The following is an 18,512-nucleotide window of genomic DNA, read 5'->3' on the forward strand; positions in this document are numbered from 1 at the left end:
CCGTAATCCCGGAGAATTTAGAGACTCCGCTCGAATGGTGTCGACTGTTGGGGAGTGCTCGCGGTTTAGCCATTACCACCGCTGCCGCTCGCCATGATGGCCCGCTGCTAGTCATAACCCACACTGTTCAAGCCGCCTATCAACTCGCGGATGAGATTCACTTCTACTCACCCGATGACTCCATTCCGGTACGGCTATTCCCCGATTGGGAATGCTTGCCGTACGACATCTTTTCACCGCACCAAGGACTGATCGCCGAGCGTCTCGAAACGCTCTATCGCCTGCCGAATCTGACGCGCGGCGTCGTGCTGGTGGCGGCGTCGACGCTGCTCTATCGCTTACCGCCGCGTGACTACGTGGCGGCGCACAGCTTTCTGATCGACGTCGGTAGCCGGCTGGATATTGAGAGACTGCGGTTACAACTCACCCAAGCGGGTTATAACGGTGTGTCGCAAGTCATGGAACCGGGCGAATACGCCGTGCGTGGCGGATTGATCGATCTTTATCCGGTCGGCATGCCGCATCCGTATCGCATCGACCTCTTCGGCGACACCGTCGAAACCATCCGCGAATTCGATCCGGAGACACAACGGTCGGGCCAGTCGCTGCCACGCATACAACTGCTGCCAGCGCGAGAGTGTCCGCTGACGGAAAATACCATTCAGCAGTTCCGTCAAAAATTTCGGGCACGCTTTGAAGGCGATCCGCAGAAAGTGCCGCTATACCGCGATGTCAGCAAAGGGCACTCGCCGCCGGGCATTGAATTTTTCCTGCCGTTGTTCTTTGAATCGACGGCGACGCTATTCGACTACTTGCCGTCAAATGCATTGTGCGTGCTCGAAGACGGTGTCGATCAAGCAGCGGCTGACTTCTTACGCGACGTACGCGCGCGCCACGAGCAACTCGGCCATGATCTCGAACGTCCGCTATTGAAACCGGACGAGTTGTTTCTCGATGTAGCAACACTAACCGACATGGTAGCGCAGCGCCGTCGCATTCAGCTGCTCGACTTCAGTCCAACGACGACAACCGATACCCGCTTAGTGGACTACGCCACGCCGGCGCCGGCCAACTTACCGACCGAGCACAGGGCGGATGTTCCGCATCATGCGCTGTTCGATTATCTGCGCAGTTACGAAGGACGCATATTGCTGGTCGCCGAGACTGTCGGCCGCCACGAAACACTACGCGCGCTAGTCAGCGAGCATGGCTACACGCCCACTGACATTAATGACTGGAACGATTTTTTACAGAGCTCGATCCAGCTTGGACTGACAACGGCGAGCCTAGAGCGCGGCTTAGCACTCGACGCGCCGGCGATTGCTGTCATCACTGAAGCCCAGCTCTACGGCGAGCGCGCCGTACAACGGCGGCGACGTCAACGTGGCGGCCGCGAGCGCGATCCGTCGGCAGTTATCCGCAGCCTGGCGGAGCTTAAGATCGACGACGCCGTCGTACACGAAGAACATGGCGTCGGCCGTTATCGCGGCCTACTGAGCCTCGACGTCGGCGACGGGCCGACGGAATTTTTGTGCCTGGAGTACGCCGGCGGCGACAAGCTTTATATCCCTATTCTGTCGCTGTACCTGATCAGCCGTTACACCGGCACCGATCCGGAGCACGCGCCGTTACACAAGCTCGGCGGTGATGCGTGGGAGAAAGCCAAGCGGCGGGCAATGCAAAAGGCGTATGACGCCGCCGCCGAATTGCTCGAGATTCACGCCATGCGCGCCTCTCGTCAGGGGCACGCATTCCCAGCGCGCGACGCTTCGTACAACGCTTTTATCGAAGCGTTTCCGTTCGAAGAAACGCCCGATCAGGAACGAGCGATCGAAGAAGTCCTGCGCGACATGGAAACCGAGAAGCCGATGGATCGATTGGTCTGCGGCGATGTCGGCTTCGGCAAGACCGAGGTAGCGATGCGCGCGGCATTCCTGGCACTGCACGGGCAACGTCAGGTCGCGATTCTGGTACCGACCACCCTGCTGGCGCAACAGCATTACCAGAACTTCAAAGACCGGTTCGCCGGCATGCCGTATCGCATCGAGTTGCTGTCGCGTTTTCGCAGCAAAACTGAACAAACCGAAGCGTTGAAGTTAGTTGCCGATGGCAAGGTCGATATGGTTATCGGTACCCATCGGCTGTTGCAAGACGATGTGCGTTTCAAGGACTTAGGCCTATTGATTCTCGACGAGGAACATCGCTTCGGTGTCCGGCAAAAGGAAAAGCTGAAACGCTTACGCGCGGAGGTCGACATCCTCACGCTGACGGCGACACCCATTCCGCGCACACTCAATATGGCGCTCGCCGGACTGCGCGATGTCTCCATCATCGGCACAGCACCGGAAGGCCGGATGGCGATCAAAACGCTGGTGGCGGAACGCAACAGCGATCTGATTCGCGAAGCCTGCCTGCGTGAAATACGCCGCGGTGGACAGGTGTACTTTCTGCACAACGAGGTCCGCACGATCGAACGCGCCGCGCATGAGCTCAAGGAAATCGTACCGGAAGCAACCATCGGCATCGCCCATGGACAAATGCCGGAGCGCGAGCTCGAGCAGGTAATGCTCGATTTCTATCATCATCGGTTCAATATTTTGCTTTGCTCAACGATCATCGAATCGGGCATCGACGTGCCGACGGCGAACACCATGATCATCGAACGCGCCGACAAATTCGGGCTGGCGCAACTGCACCAATTGCGCGGCCGCGTCGGTCGCTCGAACCATCGCGCGTATGCCTACTTGCTGATCCCCGGTCGCAGTGCAATCACCGCCGATGCGCAAAAACGGCTCGAGGCGATCGAATCGCTGGAACAATTGGGAGTCGGCTTCGCGCTCGCCTCGCACGACCTCGAGATCCGCGGCGCCGGCGATCTACTGGGTGAATCGCAAAGCGGCGAGATCGATGAAGTCGGCTTCGCGCTTTACTCGGAACTGCTCGAGCGCGCGGTTCAGTCGATCAAGAGCGGTCAACCGATGCCGACGGAAACCGCACCGCGTGGCACCGACATCAATCTGCACGCGCCGGCGTTACTGCCGGATGACTACCTGCCGGACGTGCACATGCGCCTGGTGCTGTACAAACGCATTTCCAGCGCCGACAGCGCCGAAGGCCTATGGACATTACGCGAGGAGATTGTCGATCGTTTTGGTCGGTTGCCGGAGCCGAGCCTGCTGCTGTTCAAAGCGGCCGAGCTCAAGATCCGTGGCGAGCGGTTGGGAATCCGCAAGATCGATGCCGGCGCCAAAGGGATACGCGTGGAGTTCGTCGAGAAACCGCCGATCGATCCGGGCGTGGTGATGCGGTTGTTACATTCTTCGCCGCGGTTATACCGGTTGGATGGGCCGAACCGGCTGCGCATTTTGGGCGACTTCCCAACTACCGAAAAGCGCGTTCAGTCGTTGACGACGTTGCTGACCGCACTCGAGCCGGCGATTGAACAACCGCCAGTGCCCAAACCGCAGACGGCGATTAGTCCGCGGCGCTAACGCGCTCGCCGGCTTTCTTCCGTTCCGGAAATAGCACGTCTTCAAATCCAAACTGACGTAGATCCTTAAGCCGCATTGGATAAAGGACACCGTCGATGTGATCACATTCGTGCTGCACGACACGCGCATGGAAGCCGGACACGGTGCGATCGATCGGCGTACCGCGCTGATCGTAACCGGTATAGCGCAACTGCAGGTGCCGTGCGACCAAGCCACGCATCCCCGGCACGCTAAGACACCCTTCCCAACCATCCTGCATTTCGATGCCGATGGGTTGCAGTACCGGATTGATCAACACCGTCGTTGGCACCGGCTCGACATCGGGATAACGCGGATTGGACTGAACGCTGAAGATCACCACGCGTAGCGATACACCGATCTGCGGCGCCGCCAGACCGGCACCGTTGTAAGCCGCCATCGTGTCAAACATGTCCTCGATCAAGCGATCGAGCTCAGGCGTGTCGAACGTCGCGACCGGCGCTGCCTTTTGATAGAGCAGCGGCTCACCCATTCGCAAAACTTCTCTGACCGCCATCGATCGGTTCTCGAAATAGACGTAAAGTTACGGGATACTATAGCGAACCAAAACGACGGGAAATACTGATGGCGAGCCGGATAGCAATCGTTCTGTTAACGTGGCTGAGCGTTATGCCGGTATTCGCGGCAACAACGACGACAACCACGACTACATCGATGTACGAAATCGAGGTAGTCGTGTTCGAAACGCGTCTTCCCGATATGGAAGGATCCGAGCTCTGGACGCGCGATGCCGCGGCGACTATCGATACGGCAACGGCGACTAAGGCGGGTGAAACACCAGCAGCATCTACACTATCGTCGGCAATTAACGCGTTGCAGAACGATGGAAGGTTTCACGTTTTACTGCATCGACGTTGGCTACAGAACGCCGATGCCAAAACGAATGCAACTCCGGTGTTATTAGCGACGGAAGATAAGACGCTTGATGGGGCGCTGAAGTTCTATTTGAGCCGGTTCCTGCATGTCGAGCTCAATCTCGCATTCAAACCGCAAACGGCCAACCTAGACACTGCACCGGTTTATCAGATCAACGAAGAACGACGCATTAAAAGCCAAGAGCTGCACTTCTTCGACCACCCGAAATTCGGCGCGCTGGTGCGGATCTCGCCTGCTTCACCGGGTTAATTCTTTTTAAGTCGTTACCACCAACGGAATGGCGTATTCCAACCAGGTGCGCACCTTCGCCATTCCCTTTTCCAGGTTTTCTTCGATATCTTTCAGACTGATCGTCGACGCTTCTTTACCGGCGGCGCGGTTCGCGACCACCGCGATGGCGGCGTATTCGAGATCGAGCTCACGCGCCAGCCCCGCTTCCGGCATGCCAGTCATACCGACGATGTCGGCACCGTCACGTTCCAGCCGCCGTATTTCTCCGGCGGATTCGAAGCGCGGTCCTTGCGTGGCGGCATAGGTTCCGCGTTCGGCGGCGCTGATACCGGCACGACGTGCAGCATCGATCAATACTGCCCGCAGCTCGAGCGAATACGGATAGGTGAAATCGACATGCGTCACCTTCTTGTTCTCGCCGTCGAAGAAGGTATGCGCGCGGCTGTAGGTGTAGTCGATGATCTGATCTGGAACGACGAGAGCGCCCGACGCGAGGTGATCGGTGATTCCACCGACCGCCGCTACCGCGATGACATGACGAATACCGGTTTGCTTGAGCGCCCAAATATTGGCGCGATAGTTGATCTGATGCGGCGGAATGGTATGGCTCGGTCCGTGCCGCGGCAAAAAAACGACTTCGTTCCCGCTAAGCTGGCCAAACACCATCGGCGCCGACGGCTCGCCATACGGCGTGCGGACGACCTCGCGGTGCTTGATCTCCAGATTCTTCAAATTGGTCAGACCGCTGCCGCCAATAATCGCTACACGCGTCATCGTGCTTCCGCCTCTGCATAAATGCCCGGGGCATTACGTAAGTAACCTTTGTAGTCCATGCCATAACCGAACACATAGCGGTCCGGCACCTCGAGGCCGATGAAGTCTGCCGAGATATCGACGGCACGCGGTCGGTGCTTTACCACTAACGCCGCTTTGAGCACGGCGCTCGCACCTTCAGCACGGTAACGCGCCTCGATGCCGGCCAAGGTCATTCCTTCATCTAAGATATCGTCGACCAACACCACTACTCGCCCTGCTGGGCTCTCCGATGGGCCGACATGCCAATGCAACTGACCGCCTTGAAGCTGGCGTCCATAACGCGTGGCATGGACATAATCGATCTCGAACGGAAACTGCAGGCGCGGCAACAACTTGCCGAACAACACGACACCGCCGGTCATGATACAAACCAACAGCGGATTCGCCGCTGCTAGGCGCTGCGTGATTTCGCGCGCCATTCGGTCGATGGCTGTTTCGACGGTCTCCGCCGGATAAAGGCAATCGGCATTTTGAAAGACTTCCCAAGCTTGTTGCGGTGTAATCGTCTTCAACGGGAGTTTAGAGCTTCAGCTTCTTTAGATAATCCCTGAAATTCGAATTCAGGTCCGGGTGATCGAGCGCGTATTCAACGGTCGCTTGCAAGTAACCGAGCTTACTGCCGCAATCGTAACGCTTGCCGTCAAACTCATAAGCGAGCACCGGCTCCTCGGCCAGCAATGCGGCGATACCATCGGTCAATTGTATTTCGCCACCGGCACCGGCAGCCACACCGCGCAATAGTTCGAAGATTCGCGGCGTCAGTATGTAACGACCGACGACCGCGAGGTTAGACGGTGCCACTTCGGGCTTCGGCTTCTCGACAATCGCGCTGACCCGATACAGCCGCTCACCGGTCGGCTTGGCGTCGACGATACCATAACTGCTCGTGTCCTCACGTGCGACCCGCTGCACGCCGATTACCGAACAACGATGACGTCGATACACCGCGACCATTTGTTCGAGCACGCTCGGCGTCGCCCGAATAAGGTCGTCGGCCAAAATGACGGCGAACGGCTCGTCACCCACGGCCGGCCATGCGCACAGAATCGCGTGTCCCAGACCAAGCGCTTCCGGTTGACGGGTATAAATACACGATGCGTTATCGGGCAAAACATTACGCACGCTGTCGAGCAACTGATTTTTGCCCTTAGCGGCGAGCTCGGTTTCAAGCTCATACGCCTTGTCGAAGTGATCCTCGATCGCGCGTTTATGCTTACCGGTTACGAAGATCAGCTGATTGATACCGGCGGCGATCGCTTCCTCAGCGGCATACTGAATGATCGGCTTGTCGACAATCGGTAATATTTCTTTCGGGCTCGCCTTGGTGGCCGGTAAGAATCGCGTACCCAAACCGGCTACCGGAAAAACCGCCTTCATCACTTGCTTAGCCGATTCCATTTCAACGTCCTATGCCGTAGTAGGTAAATCCAGCTTCACGCAGGGCGGACGCGTCATACTGATTGCGCCCGTCGAAAATGACCGGCGCCTTCATCGTGCCTTTTATACGTGCAAAATCCGGATGTCGAAACGGTTTCCATTCAGTGACCAATACGAGCGCATCGGCACCGGTAACGACATCGTATTGATGATTAACCAACTGCAGTTGCCCGGACTCGAACCAAGCGCGCGGCAACGTCCGACGCGCCACTTCCATCGCCGCCGGATCGTATGCCTTGATCTTGGCGCCCGCCTTTATCAACTGACTCAATAACACAACCGCGGGTGCTTCACGCATATCGTCGGTTCCGGGTTTAAAGGCCAGGCCCCAAAGACCGAAACTGCGTTTGCCGATATCGGCGCCGAAGTGCCGCGTGATCTTTTCGAACAAGATGCGCTGCTGTGTCTGATTGCGCGCCTCTACGGCCTGCAATACCTTCGGTTCAAAATCGGCGGCCTTCGCCATATGGACTAACGCGCGCACGTCCTTCGGAAAGCACGAACCACCGTAGCCGGCGCCGGGATAAATAAACGAATAGCCGATGCGCGAATCCGAACCGATGCCGACGCGCACGTTTTCCACGTCGACCTGCAATCGATCGCATAAAGCGGCGATTTCATTCATGAACGAAATCTTGGTCGCCAACATGGCGTTGGCGGCGTACTTCGTCATCTCGGCATCGCGTATGCCCATAAAGATGACACGCTCACGCGTGCGCATGAACGGGGCGTAAACCTCCCGTAAGATTTCGCGGGCACGCTCGCTGTCCGAACCGATGATGATGCGATCGGGCCGCATGAAATCCTGCACCGCGTCGCCTTCCTTCAAAAACTCCGGATTGCTGACGACATCGAACGAAATATCTAGACCGCGCTTCTTGAGCTCGATATCGATAACGCTGCGCACTTTGTCGGCAGTACCGACCGGCACCGTCGACTTATCGACGACGACGCAATAATCGGTTATCTGCCGCCCTATTTCCTTGGCAACCGCTAACACATACTGCAAATCGGCCGATCCATCTTCACCGGGCGGCGTACCGACAGCGACAAAATAAACCTGCGAACGACTGATCGGATCTGCGAGCGAGGTTGCAAATTGCAACCGACCCTCTTTGTAGTTGCCAGCGACGATAGCATCGAGCCCCGGCTCATAAATCGGTAATACACCACTACGTAACTGCTCAATTTTGCGCTCGTCGACATCGACACAGGTAACGTTGTTACCCATCTCGGCCAAACACGCTCCGGTTACTAAACCGACGTAACCCGTACCAACGACTGTGAGCTTCACGACTTGACCTCGCTAAATTTTTTGTGCGCCATTTTTTGCTCCCACGCCCAGGCATGACGGACGATGGTTTCGAGATCGCCATATTTCGGCTGCCAACCGAGCTCCTCGACCGCCCTTTTGGAATCGGCGATTAAAACCGCCGGGTCGCCGGAACGACGTGGACCGACGGTAAACGGTACTTTTTTTCCAGTTACTCGCTCAGCCACAGCGATGATCTCTTTGATAGAGAATCCTTTGCCGTTGCCCAAGTTGTAGGCAGCGCTGCGATCGTGGCTCTGCAAGTATTCAAGTGCGCGCCAGTGCGCCTCGCAGAGATCGACGATATGGATATAGTCACGGATGCAAGTGCCGTCCGCCGTTGGATAGTCAGTGCCGAAAATGGTAACCGATGACCGACGTCCGGATATCGCTTGCAGCACCAGTGGAATCAAATGCGTTTCCGGCTCATGCCGCTCACCCAGGATTCCATCAGGGTCGGCCCCGGCGGCGTTGAAGTAACGTAGACTCACCGAGCGCAATCCGTAAGCCTTCTCGTAGTCGGCCAGCATCCGTTCAATCACCCATTTGGAAAAACCATAGGGATTGATCGGCGACTTCGGATGCGCCTCGTCGATCGGGACATAATTCGGTTCGCCGAACACTGCCGCGGTCGACGAAAAAATAAACCGATTGACCCCCGCCGCCCGCATAGCGTTCAGCACGTTTGCGGTGCCGATCAAATTCGTTCGATAGTACTTATCGGGATGCTGCACCGATTCGCCGACCTGAATCAACGATGCGAAATGCATAACGGTGTCGACGCGGGCTGTGGCGAACGCTCGCGTTAAATCCGCCGGCTCGTTGATATCGCCCTCGATGAATTCACCACCGACAACAGCGTCGCGATAACCGCCCGATAAATTGTCGAACGTGACAACATCGGTGCCGCGCGCAAGCAACATCTTGACCATATGGGAACCGATGTAACCGGCCCCGCCTGTGACGAGAACTCTCATGAGGGAATACTATTTTTTTGGAAGCCCGCGAACCAAAGATAATTTTTTCTCGGTGCTGGTCTTCGTTGTCGTTGTTTGGGCGGATATGGCAACAAAACTCATCAACAGCTTGCGCAACTCGACTTCATTATTCGTCGCCTGACAAGCCTGCGCCATCGTTTCTATTTCTCGCTCGACCATACGTAAATCGAGTTTACGGCTGCGTGCGAGCAATGTTTTTGGGTGTGGCGTTTCCATCAATTCTTCGCAATCGTAAAATAATTCCTCGTAGGGTTTCTCGCCGGGACGCAAGCCAGTGTAAATCACTTCGATATCTTCACCCGGTCTCTTCCCGGACAATAGGATCAGTTGCTCGGCGAGGTATTTTATATTTACCGGCTCGCCCATATCGAGCACAAAAATTTCCCCACCGTGACCCACGCTACTCGCCTGAAGAATTAACTGCGCGGCTTCAGGAATAGTCATGAAATAACGAGTGACGTTCTGATCGGTGACAGTGACCGGCCCGCCCTCGGCAATCTGCTTCTGAAATAACGGAATCACACTGCCGGCGGATCCTAATACATTGCCGAATCGCACGGTAATGAACTGTGTGCGGGAATGTTCATTCAAGCTTTGGCAATAAACCTCCGCCACGTGCTTGGTCGCACCCATGACGTTACTGGGGTTTACCGCTTTATCGGTGGAAATTAACACGAACGATTTACAATTATATTTACCCGCCAAACGGGCGATGTTGCGCGTGCCCAAGACATTATTACGAATGGCGGTTCGCGCCTGACCTTCAAGCAAGGGCACGTGCTTATAGGCAGCAGCGTGAAAAATAATATCCGGCGCATACGTCTTTAAAACTTGCTCAACCAACTGCTCATCACCGACGTCGCCTAACACAGAAACTAACGACAGGTGCGGGAAGCGGCGGCGCAGCTCGAGATCGATCGTATAAAGATTGAATTCACTGCGTTCTAAGATCACCAGCGACGACGGCGCAAGTCGAGCAATCTGCCGGCATAACTCCGAGCCGATAGAACCACCGCCGCCCGACACCAGGACGCAACGTCCGCAACTACTTTGACGAATGGCTTCCCACTCTAGCGTTACCGCCTCACGACCGAGCAAATCGTCGATCTTTACCTGCCGCAGGGCATTCACACTCGCCTTGCCGGTTACAAAATCTTCCAACCGGGGCAACGTCCGGAACGGCACACCGGTTTTTTCACATAATCCGACAATACGCCGCATTTCCGTCGATCGTGCCGATGGAACGGCGATCAAGATAATGTCGACGTTGGGCGCTAACTCGGGAATATCATCGGTAGTCCCCAACACACGAATACCGTGGATTTCCAGCCCCTGTTTCTTCGAATTGTCATCCACAAAACCAGACGGCTCGAACTCACGATTGGAATCACGCAATAAGTCGCGCACCAACATCTCGCCGGATTTACCGGCACCTACCACCAGCGCTTTCTTGCCTTCCTGTCGATAAAGCTTGTGATCTTTGATCCAGCGGTAAGCAAACCTCGGACCGCCGGCCAACATCAATAGTAATAAGCTGTAGATCGGCAGTACCGAGCGGGGAATTCCTTCCATTCGAGTGAATAGAAAGATCGCGACCGCGGCGATGCCGGTACCAACGATCACCGATTTCATTAACCGGATAAGATCGGGCATTGAAGCGAACCGCCAGATGCCGCGATATAACCCGAAGTGCCAGAACAATGATCCCTGGATAATGACGACGAACGGCAGAATTCCTAACGCTGGGCGCAGGTAGTTGTTGGGAATCAGCTCCAAATTGAACCGGAGCCAATATGCCCCGAACCAAGCGACAGGGATAACTAAAAGATCATGGAGAAATGCGGCAGATCTACTTCTTATCCAATTAAGATTTTTCATGCCCTCGGCGATTCCTTAGTGGTGTCGCACATCCTGTCCGCGCGTAATCTTTTGTGGGGCATCGTTCTAAGTTTAAGTCTAGTAAGGGAAAGCGTTGTTGCTACCACTTTTTCAATGATAAACGGCAGCTAGACAGGGCGTCTATATTAAAGAGCTCCCCTCTTACAGGTTAGTAGGCGCCAAGTGGCGATTAACGGCTGTTATTGGCCAGTCTGGTCGCTTCCATCCGCTTCACCCCGCCGGCGAAAACGACATAACCCAATATCCACGCCGCTATTACGCCCCATTGGACGACAATGGCGGCCGACAAGACCCAAAGCATAGACCCGGCACAACCCAGCATCAAAACATATTCGGATAACACCGTTCGGCGATGTCCCCAACCCAACTGCACCAGGCGCTGGTAATAGTGGGTTCTGTGCGCCTGCCATACTTTTTCGCCCCGGAATAGCCGGCGGCAGAGAGTCACGCTGGCATCGACAACGAATGGCGAGAACAACAATAGCGCTGCCCAGAACGGAAACATTCCCTCGCCGACGCCCCATAACGATATCCCGGCAGCCAACAACCCAAATGTCGACGAACCCACATCACCCATAAAGATTCGCGCAGGTGGAAAATTGAACAATAAAAAGCCTGCAGCCACGGCGGCAATGGTGGCGTTGACTGCGAAATACAGTTCATCGCCCGCCATAAAGCCGACCAGCGCCAACGCGCTAAATCCGATTAGCGTCATTCCGCCGGCGAAACCGTCCATCCCGTCCATGAAGTTGTAAAGATTGATCATCCAAACGATAAAAAATATTGAAACAACGGCGGCAACAGTGCCACTTAATTGCCATGACAAACCAGGCAAATCGAAATGGATTAGGACAAAGCCACCGAACACCATCGCCGCGGCCACCATAAGATGGACGCCGAAACGCAGCGCGGCCGAGAGATTGATGCAATCGTCGATGTAGGAAACGATGGCGATTGTCATGGCGCCGGCTGCCAACCATCCGAGTCGGCTCTTTTCCCCATCGAGATAAATCGCGACCAGCACACCGACAATCGCTAACGCCGCGGTCATCGCAATCCCACCGGTGCGCGGTGTCGGTGTCGTATGCAACGAACGCTCGTTAGGATGGTCCAGAATGCGCCAGCGCGACTCCGGACGACAAAAACATTGAGTCAACCAGGCGGACAACACAAACGCCACGACTGAAAACAAAAGAACAATAAGAAGGGTATGGCTCACTTTTTTTGTTTATCGATTGGCAATGGTTTCGCGATACCGCTTCACCATCTCCGGTATCGCCATGGTTAATGCTTGACGGGGTTGGTAACCGAGCTCACTGCCTATTTTTTCGGAACGATACCAAGCGGTACCGATTAGCTTATTGAGAGCGGCGCTGTCAAACGCAAACGGCTTGCGGCGAAGGCGCCCTATTCCGTCTCCCAACTTTGCCATGAATTGTAATGCGCTTAGCGGAATGGCAAGGCGGGAATACGGCTTACCCAGCGCCGCACGAATCATGTCGTAAAGTTCACGCGTGGAATACGCGGCACCGTCGGTAACGAGATATACCTGTCCATTCGATCGGGCGCCGACCGCGACCAACATCAACGCTTGGACCACATCGCTCACATGAACCATCGAGCGACGATTACCCAGCTCAGGTAGCGGCGGAAACCAACCACGGTCGACGGCGGCGATCATGCGCGGCAGATTTCCGCGCAACTCCGGGCCGTATACCATCGGCAAACGTAATACGCAGGCGTGCATTTCCGAACTGCCGGCCGCGAGCACCGCAAGCTCAGCCGCACGCTTGGCCCGACCGTACACCGTCGATGGCTGCGGCGCGGTGGTCTCATCGACCGACCCTTGGGTCGACTCACCCATCGCCTTTACGCTGCTAACGAAGATAAATCGTTGCACGCCGGCATTGCGAGCTTGGTCCAACAACGCTGTTGTTCCGTCGATCGTCACGAGCCGATGGCGCTCGGCGCTCGCCGCCGAGCCTTCGTCAACCGCATGCGCATAACCGGCGAGATGAAAAACGGTGTCGATCCCGACGCAGACGTTCTGCAAGGTATCGGGTTGTTCTAAATCACCGAGACAATGGCGGACACCGCTAGGCAGGGCGTCGATAGCACGCTGACGATGGCGAACCAATGCGGAGACGGTATAGCCGGATGCCGCCAGTTGCGACACTAGATGCCGACCAATAAACCCTGTCGCGCCGGTAACTAGCGCACGCATCGTTGCGCTACTCCGAAATGAACGCCGGTTAACTCGCTCACGCCGCACCGCGACGAACGCTGGCGTACTGCCCTGCGCCGGCAATGTCGGCGTAATAATCAACGTAAGCGCGTAGCAACCGGTCCTGCGAAAATAATTTCACTGCCCGTTCGTTGGCGCGCTGCCCCATGTTACGCCGCAACTCGGCATCATTGGCAAGCGTGAGCATATGCCGCGCCAACGCATCTACATCGTCGGCACCGTGCAACAAACCGGTAACACCGTCTTCGACGGCGTCGACGATTCCGTAAATCCGCGACGCCACCGACGGAATACCGACTGCTGCCGCTTCAACTAATACCAAGCCGAATCCTTCTCGTTGGCTCGGCAGGCAAATAACATCCGCTGCCGCCATATATTTTTCCGGTTGATCGGTATAACCGTACGCATGAACAAACGGCATATCGTCCTTATACTGTTGCGCCAAGCCGGGCAACAACGTGTCCTCATCGGGTCCGACGACGAAGAGATGAACGCCCGGTCGCTTTTGCCGTAATTGCCGAAAAGCCTGAAGCAAGAACTGCACACCTTTGTCACGTGTAATCCGGCCGGTATAAAGAAATACCAGCTCGCCATCGTCGACACTAGCCGCACGCCGTATTTCCGCTCGCGCATCTCGATTCGGTCGGAATCGCGTCGTGTCGACACCCGATATCGAACCATTGGCCAACACTATCGCCCGGCGCGCCGATAACACACGCTCTTTCTCTAGAAATACACGCTCGGAATCGCTGATGACGAGGATATGGGTGGCGGCTGCTGCAGTAATCTTGTCCATCCATTTAAGAACGGAACGCCACAACCCTTTGCGCGTCGCCCACACCTCACCCTGAAAAGTATGCACTCGCACTGGAACGCGTGCGAGCCAGGCCGCGACCATGCCGAGCAGCCCCGCCTTTGGTGCCACCGTATGAACCACGGCAAAGCGTTCCGCGCGAAATAGACGAAACAGGAGATACAGCGCAACCAGGTCACGGAATGGATCGACTTTACGTTCGATAGGAATGCTATGAACGATCGGTACATTATCGATAGCTCGCAACGGATACGGTTCGTCGAGATTGACTACGAGGCGCATGTCGTATCTGGCACCCAACTCGCGCAAGATCTCGGTCAGAAATGATTGCACGATAAATGGGCTGGTCGTTACGAAAGCTAAGCGCCGACGCATTGGCGTTTTGGACTCGATCGGTAATCTCCTAAATCACTGCAACGTCGACGGCTTCTCGGGAAGAATCCGCCATTTGATGCCGAGATAGATACCTTTGAAAAATCCCAGGATCGGTCCGATACTGCGACACTGCACACATTTGACGCCTGCTTCCAGGAACAACCCGACCATCAACCATAATAAATTGAACAATGCCAACGGCTGGCTTTTATTCTTTTTATAGAAGCAGATGAAGATGCGGACTTTATGCGCCTGCCGATCGCGCTCCTTCGCGCGATTCACCGGCGAGAATACGTGATGTAGCCGCGCCTGAGTGTTGATAAAAAATCTGTTTTTGCCGTAGCACTTGGCGGCCCGCGTTGAAAAATCTACATCCTCCATGATGAAGAACCCGTTTTGCGTATCGAACGGTACCTCATCGAAAACTTCGCGTCGAAACGCCGTCAGTCCGCCACTCAAGTAGACGCTCTGTATCCACTTGCGGTCCCATGCCTGCGGAATTCCAAAAATGCCGACACGTGGGTCGCGAAAAATACCGCGATGAAACACGTGGAATAAGAACCGATAACGCCAGTTCGAATTTGGCATCTGTACTATCACGCCGCATGAACCCATCATCTCCGGCTTTTCATCGAACCCAAGCAATATTTTCTCGATGAAGTCAGGCTCGAGAATCACATCGTCTTCTAGAAACAAAACGACATCGCATTGGCTGCGTTGGGATGCCACTTCTTTCGCCGGCACTAAGCCACGAACGGAAGGATCGTGAATATAGTTAACGACAACGTCGAGCTCTTTCCATTGCGGCAAGCCCAACACGATGTCCTTCGAAGCGTTGCTACCACTTTGATCGACGACGATAAGCTCGGTCGGCAACAATGTTTGCCGCAACAACGACTCGACCGCCTTGTGCAAATCCTGCGGCCGGTCTTTGGTCGGAATTACGGCACTGACAGTCAATTGAGTCGGTCGGTTTGAGCGATGCGTACTCGGCCGGGTGCGCTCTACCGCGCTGCTTGGCGTTGCCATCTCGAATATCGACTCCAAATTGCGATCGTTATACGTGGAAGAAGCTCAAAAAATCCTGCGCTTCGCGTCTGAACTCGTCTGGAATTCGTCGCGTACGATGCTGCGAACCGACCTCGGCGTTATTCCAATGAAACACACAGGTCAACAAACCGAACAGGTAGCGCGGATCGATCAAGATCTCCGAGCGCGGCTGCAGATTTGCAACGTCTTTAGTAACGAACGACTGCTCGCTGCCCTTGCGAGCATTACAAACAAACCACTCTTTACCGTCGCCGGTCAAATCGATACAGAAGTAATAGTCCTGAGTACAGTTAGAAAAACGCGCGGCGCTTTGATATGCCTTTGGCAGCAAACGCTTGAACGGCAACGCCGTCACCGGCAAATCGGTGAACCAGCGCTCATAGTCCATCGGCTTGTCTGCCAAACTACGTGCGTAACTTTCGCAGGCAGATGCACTGTACGGCTCGGTCCTGACGCGACTCGGTTTTAGCGTTTGCGTATCGATCGTCGCCTCACCGCCGTCTGCCAACACCACCGCCTTCGGATCGATCGCCAACATCTCGACCGCGTCCGCCACGCCGCGATAACGATTCAGCGTCTGCAGCTTTCCGCCGAGGATGTATTTACCGGCGAACGGAATATTAACGCGTGCGTTGAGCGCCTCGTTCATCTGCTTATAACGCTCGAAGAATTGCTGCTTTTTTTGACTCGCCTTTTCGCTCAGGGTCGCCGGATCGTCGTAATACGTCTGCGGATAGGGACCGGCGCCGGTATAACTCAGCAAGGCAATTGTCGGCGATCCGCCGATGAAAGAGAGTAGCTTTTGAACTTGATTGGCGTCGAATAGATTGTCATTCATGTTGACGACAGAATCACCAGCGTGGACCACAGCCAGCGCGCTGTCGACGTCAAATGACGACGCTTCATAAGGCACTAAGCAGACGCGGGTCTGGCCGATATTCAACTCCGATACGACTTCGTGCGGAATGCCGTCGGCCTGCATTTTTTTCGAAAGAAAGTTCGCCTTGAAGTTACAGATAATGACTCTGCATTTTGGATGGCGTTGCAAATAATCGCGTAGAAATTTCGGATCGTAATGGTCTGGATGAATATGCGACACATAGACGTAGTCGTACGTCGGAATTTTATCGAGCGCCTGCTCGAACGGCGGATAGTGATACCAACTCCCATCATAGACGCCTTCGGTAAACCAAGGGTCGCATAGAATTGTCGCATCCGACGTCTCTAGACCAACACAAGCAGAGTAGAAATAACGGACTTTAATCATTGCAAGCCTCCTGATAAGCGACCCTTTCCATCTCCTTAACTACCCTGCTCGCTCCGCTCAGTGCATGATCTCGATCGGCGGCCGTTGCGGAGCAATAATCATATGAATCAACTCAACAAGATCCGACAATACCTGCACCTCTTTTGGAAAACCATGAGTGCCGCAAGCGATACCGACAAACATAACGCCAGCGTCGATCGCACCGCTATAGTCGGTCATCGCATCGCCGACCATCAGCGTACGCGATGCGGCGATCTCATAGCTTTGGATAAAACCTCTAATAATCTCGCCCTTCTTCCGCGGTGCACCGGCAACCCCGGCAAAAAAGCGTGTCATGTTGCGCCGGGCAATAATGCGTATCAGCTCTTCTTCCGGTGTGCCTGATGCGACGAATAACGGCACCCGCACGTGCAATGTCTCGAGCAGTTCTTGTGCGCCGCCAACCCAAGGCGCCGCTACCACCGCATCCTCGACCAAATCGGAAAAACGTTGCGCCAGCTCCGCTTCTTCGTGCGCCGGCAACGGTTTGTGCAGAAAGGTTTGATGAAAATGCCGGAACTTCTCGTAGCGCGAAACACCACCATGCGCCAGGTGCCAAGCCACCACTTGATCAACAATTTGCGAACCATAAGGCGCATATAGCGCGGCAAATGCTTGCGTTTTAACGTCAACCGATTCCACCAAAACACCGTCGAAATCGAATACGACGGCGTCGCAATGCAACTCCTTCATACTTTGGTCGAACGATTGGTCACCAACCAATCGTCCTCGGGATGGGCATCGCTACTGTGCTCGTGCAACTCCGCCAAGCAATCGAGCAGTCCCTGTCCAAGGTCAACATAGTCGTTGGCTACCAGCTTATGACCGACCTTCGGATGGAACGCGTACGGTGTCATGACGTAGTGTGCCGCATCATGCTCGCCGCTGAATGTCAGCTTCACGCCTTTCGGGATCATCTCGGAAATCATCTGCATCAAATTCTTGACCGGCATCCGCTCCTGACCGGTTAGCACCAAGTGGCGATTGGCGTATTCGTCAGCGAGTATCTGCACGCTCAAACGGGCGGCATCACGTACGTGAATGTACTCGCGCATCGCCTCAGGGCTACCATGATAAGTGATAGTGTGCTGTTCGAGTGCCTGCTTCAGCAAACGATAAATGCCATTACGCCGATCGGCACGACGCCCGTAAAGCGATCCATAACGCAAAATCGAGAACGCCAAACCGTAGCGATCGTTGTAGGCTTCGACAAATCGTTCGGCCGATTGCTTACTGGCGCGATAGAACGAACCGGATTCGGAATAGACGTACACCGAGCTGGCAAATACAAAACGTTTAGCGTTGGTCAAACGTGCCGCTTCGAGCGCGTGCAGATTGCCGATGATATTGGCGTTGGCGGTGTCGAGCGGGCGATCACGCGCTTCGTCAATGTCGGCAATACCGGCGAAGTTGTATACATAAGCGCAGTCTTGAGCAGCGCGGACGACGGCGTCACGATCCATAATATCGCCGACGTGCATCTCTTGGTCCTTGCGCAGATAAGGCGACGCGGTCCGATCGTAGATGCGCACGCGATAGCCGGCATCGGAAAGCGCGTCGGCCACGTGGCTACCGAGAAATCCGCTACCGCCAAAAACTACTACCGTCTTGGCTGTCATAGTC

Annotated in this window: 16 protein-coding genes; 2 read left to right on the forward strand and 14 right to left on the reverse strand. The window is 55.3% G+C overall.

Annotation, left to right across the window (positions count from 1 at the left end):
- The first annotated feature begins 47 nt into the window (after positions 1–47).
- Positions 48–3,491, forward strand: a complete 3,444-nt coding sequence (gene mfd, locus HY308_12120; GenBank protein MBI3899024.1) for a transcription-repair coupling factor — start codon at positions 48–50, stop codon at positions 3,489–3,491.
- Here mfd and HY308_12125 read toward each other — a convergent pair.
- On the reverse strand, positions 3,475–4,026 hold the full coding sequence (locus HY308_12125; protein MBI3899025.1) for a peptide deformylase: 552 nt from the start codon (positions 4,024–4,026) through the stop codon (positions 3,475–3,477). The genes mfd and HY308_12125 overlap by 17 nt on opposite strands.
- Before the next feature lie 68 nt (positions 4,027–4,094).
- Between HY308_12125 and HY308_12130 the strand changes: the two genes are divergently transcribed.
- Positions 4,095–4,655, forward strand: a complete 561-nt coding sequence (locus HY308_12130; GenBank protein MBI3899026.1) for a hypothetical protein — start codon at positions 4,095–4,097, stop codon at positions 4,653–4,655.
- Between the two features lie 6 nt (positions 4,656–4,661).
- Here HY308_12130 and HY308_12135 read toward each other — a convergent pair whose 3' ends face one another.
- The 13 genes from HY308_12135 to HY308_12195 all read right to left on the reverse strand — a co-directional run bounded on the left by HY308_12135 (position 4,662) and on the right by HY308_12195 (position 18,508).
- Positions 4,662–5,411: an S-methyl-5'-thioinosine phosphorylase gene (locus HY308_12135; protein ID MBI3899027.1), complete on the reverse strand. Its 750-nt coding sequence runs from the start codon at positions 5,409–5,411 to the stop codon at positions 4,662–4,664.
- Positions 5,408–5,956 (reverse strand): hypoxanthine-guanine phosphoribosyltransferase, encoded by a 549-nt coding sequence (locus HY308_12140; protein MBI3899028.1) that lies wholly within the window; start codon positions 5,954–5,956, stop codon positions 5,408–5,410. Before HY308_12140 ends, HY308_12135 begins: the two co-directional genes overlap by 4 nt.
- 16 nt (positions 5,957–5,972) lie before the next feature.
- A complete protein-coding gene (gene galU, locus HY308_12145; protein ID MBI3899029.1) occupies positions 5,973–6,851 on the reverse strand; it encodes a UTP--glucose-1-phosphate uridylyltransferase GalU in 879 nt (292 codons plus the stop codon).
- Position 6,852: 1 nt separating this feature from the next.
- Positions 6,853–8,184, reverse strand: a complete 1,332-nt coding sequence (locus HY308_12150; GenBank protein MBI3899030.1) for a UDP-glucose/GDP-mannose dehydrogenase family protein — start codon at positions 8,182–8,184, stop codon at positions 6,853–6,855.
- The gene (gene galE / locus HY308_12155; protein ID MBI3899031.1) at positions 8,181–9,179 is read right to left on the reverse strand and encodes a UDP-glucose 4-epimerase GalE; all 999 of its coding nucleotides are present in this window, start codon (positions 9,177–9,179) and stop codon (positions 8,181–8,183) included. The genes HY308_12150 and galE overlap by 4 nt, the downstream gene beginning before the upstream one ends.
- Positions 9,180–9,188: 9 nt before the next feature.
- Positions 9,189–11,078, reverse strand: a complete 1,890-nt coding sequence (locus tag HY308_12160; GenBank protein ID MBI3899032.1) for a polysaccharide biosynthesis protein — start codon at positions 11,076–11,078, stop codon at positions 9,189–9,191.
- Between the two features lie 190 nt (positions 11,079–11,268).
- On the reverse strand, positions 11,269–12,267 hold the full coding sequence (locus HY308_12165) for a glycosyltransferase family 4 protein (GenBank protein MBI3899033.1): 999 nt from the start codon (positions 12,265–12,267) through the stop codon (positions 11,269–11,271).
- A 60-nt stretch (positions 12,268–12,327) separates the two neighbouring features.
- A complete protein-coding gene (locus tag HY308_12170; protein ID MBI3899034.1) occupies positions 12,328–13,323 on the reverse strand; it encodes an NAD-dependent epimerase/dehydratase family protein in 996 nt (331 codons plus the stop codon).
- 37 nt (positions 13,324–13,360) lie between these two features.
- Positions 13,361–14,533 (reverse strand): glycosyltransferase family 4 protein, encoded by a 1,173-nt coding sequence (locus HY308_12175; GenBank protein ID MBI3899035.1) that lies wholly within the window; start codon positions 14,531–14,533, stop codon positions 13,361–13,363.
- A 33-nt stretch (positions 14,534–14,566) separates the two neighbouring features.
- Positions 14,567–15,562: a glycosyltransferase family 2 protein gene (locus HY308_12180; GenBank protein ID MBI3899036.1), complete on the reverse strand. Its 996-nt coding sequence runs from the start codon at positions 15,560–15,562 to the stop codon at positions 14,567–14,569.
- A gap of 28 nt (positions 15,563–15,590) precedes the next feature.
- Positions 15,591–16,850: an MBL fold metallo-hydrolase gene (locus HY308_12185; GenBank protein ID MBI3899037.1), complete on the reverse strand. Its 1,260-nt coding sequence runs from the start codon at positions 16,848–16,850 to the stop codon at positions 15,591–15,593.
- 57 nt (positions 16,851–16,907) lie between these two features.
- Positions 16,908–17,582, reverse strand: a complete 675-nt coding sequence (locus HY308_12190; GenBank protein MBI3899038.1) for an HAD family hydrolase — start codon at positions 17,580–17,582, stop codon at positions 16,908–16,910.
- Positions 17,579–18,508 (reverse strand): NAD(P)-dependent oxidoreductase, encoded by a 930-nt coding sequence (locus tag HY308_12195; protein MBI3899039.1) that lies wholly within the window; start codon positions 18,506–18,508, stop codon positions 17,579–17,581. The genes HY308_12190 and HY308_12195 overlap by 4 nt, the downstream gene beginning before the upstream one ends.
- Positions 18,509–18,512 lie beyond the last annotated feature (4 nt).

It is taken from the genome of Gammaproteobacteria bacterium (assembly GCA_016199745.1).
GTDB lineage: Bacteria > Pseudomonadota > Gammaproteobacteria > Acidiferrobacterales > Sulfurifustaceae > JACQFZ01.

Excerpts from the sequence above, each read along its gene's own strand:
- HY308_12190 (MBI3899038.1), bottom strand. The coding sequence starts at position 17,582 with ATGAAGGAGTTGCATTGCGACGCCGTCGTATTCGATTTCGACGGTGTT.
- HY308_12185 (MBI3899037.1), bottom strand. The coding sequence starts at position 16,850 with ATGATTAAAGTCCGTTATTTCTACTCTGCTTGTGTTGGTCTAGAGACG.
- HY308_12170 (MBI3899034.1), bottom strand. The coding sequence starts at position 13,323 with ATGCGTGCGCTAGTTACCGGCGCGACAGGGTTTATTGGTCGGCATCTA.
- HY308_12180 (MBI3899036.1), bottom strand. The coding sequence starts at position 15,562 with ATGGCAACGCCAAGCAGCGCGGTAGAGCGCACCCGGCCGAGTACGCAT.
- galU (MBI3899029.1), bottom strand. The coding sequence starts at position 6,851 with ATGGAATCGGCTAAGCAAGTGATGAAGGCGGTTTTTCCGGTAGCCGGT.
- HY308_12130 (MBI3899026.1), top strand. The coding sequence starts at position 4,095 with ATGGCGAGCCGGATAGCAATCGTTCTGTTAACGTGGCTGAGCGTTATG.
- HY308_12125 (MBI3899025.1), bottom strand. The coding sequence starts at position 4,026 with ATGGCGGTCAGAGAAGTTTTGCGAATGGGTGAGCCGCTGCTCTATCAA.
- HY308_12195 (MBI3899039.1), bottom strand. The coding sequence starts at position 18,508 with ATGACAGCCAAGACGGTAGTAGTTTTTGGCGGTAGCGGATTTCTCGGT.
- HY308_12160 (MBI3899032.1), bottom strand. The coding sequence starts at position 11,078 with ATGAAAAATCTTAATTGGATAAGAAGTAGATCTGCCGCATTTCTCCAT.
- galE (MBI3899031.1), bottom strand. The coding sequence starts at position 9,179 with ATGAGAGTTCTCGTCACAGGCGGGGCCGGTTACATCGGTTCCCATATG.
- HY308_12135 (MBI3899027.1), bottom strand. The coding sequence starts at position 5,411 with ATGACGCGTGTAGCGATTATTGGCGGCAGCGGTCTGACCAATTTGAAG.
- HY308_12175 (MBI3899035.1), bottom strand. The coding sequence starts at position 14,533 with ATGCGTCGGCGCTTAGCTTTCGTAACGACCAGCCCATTTATCGTGCAA.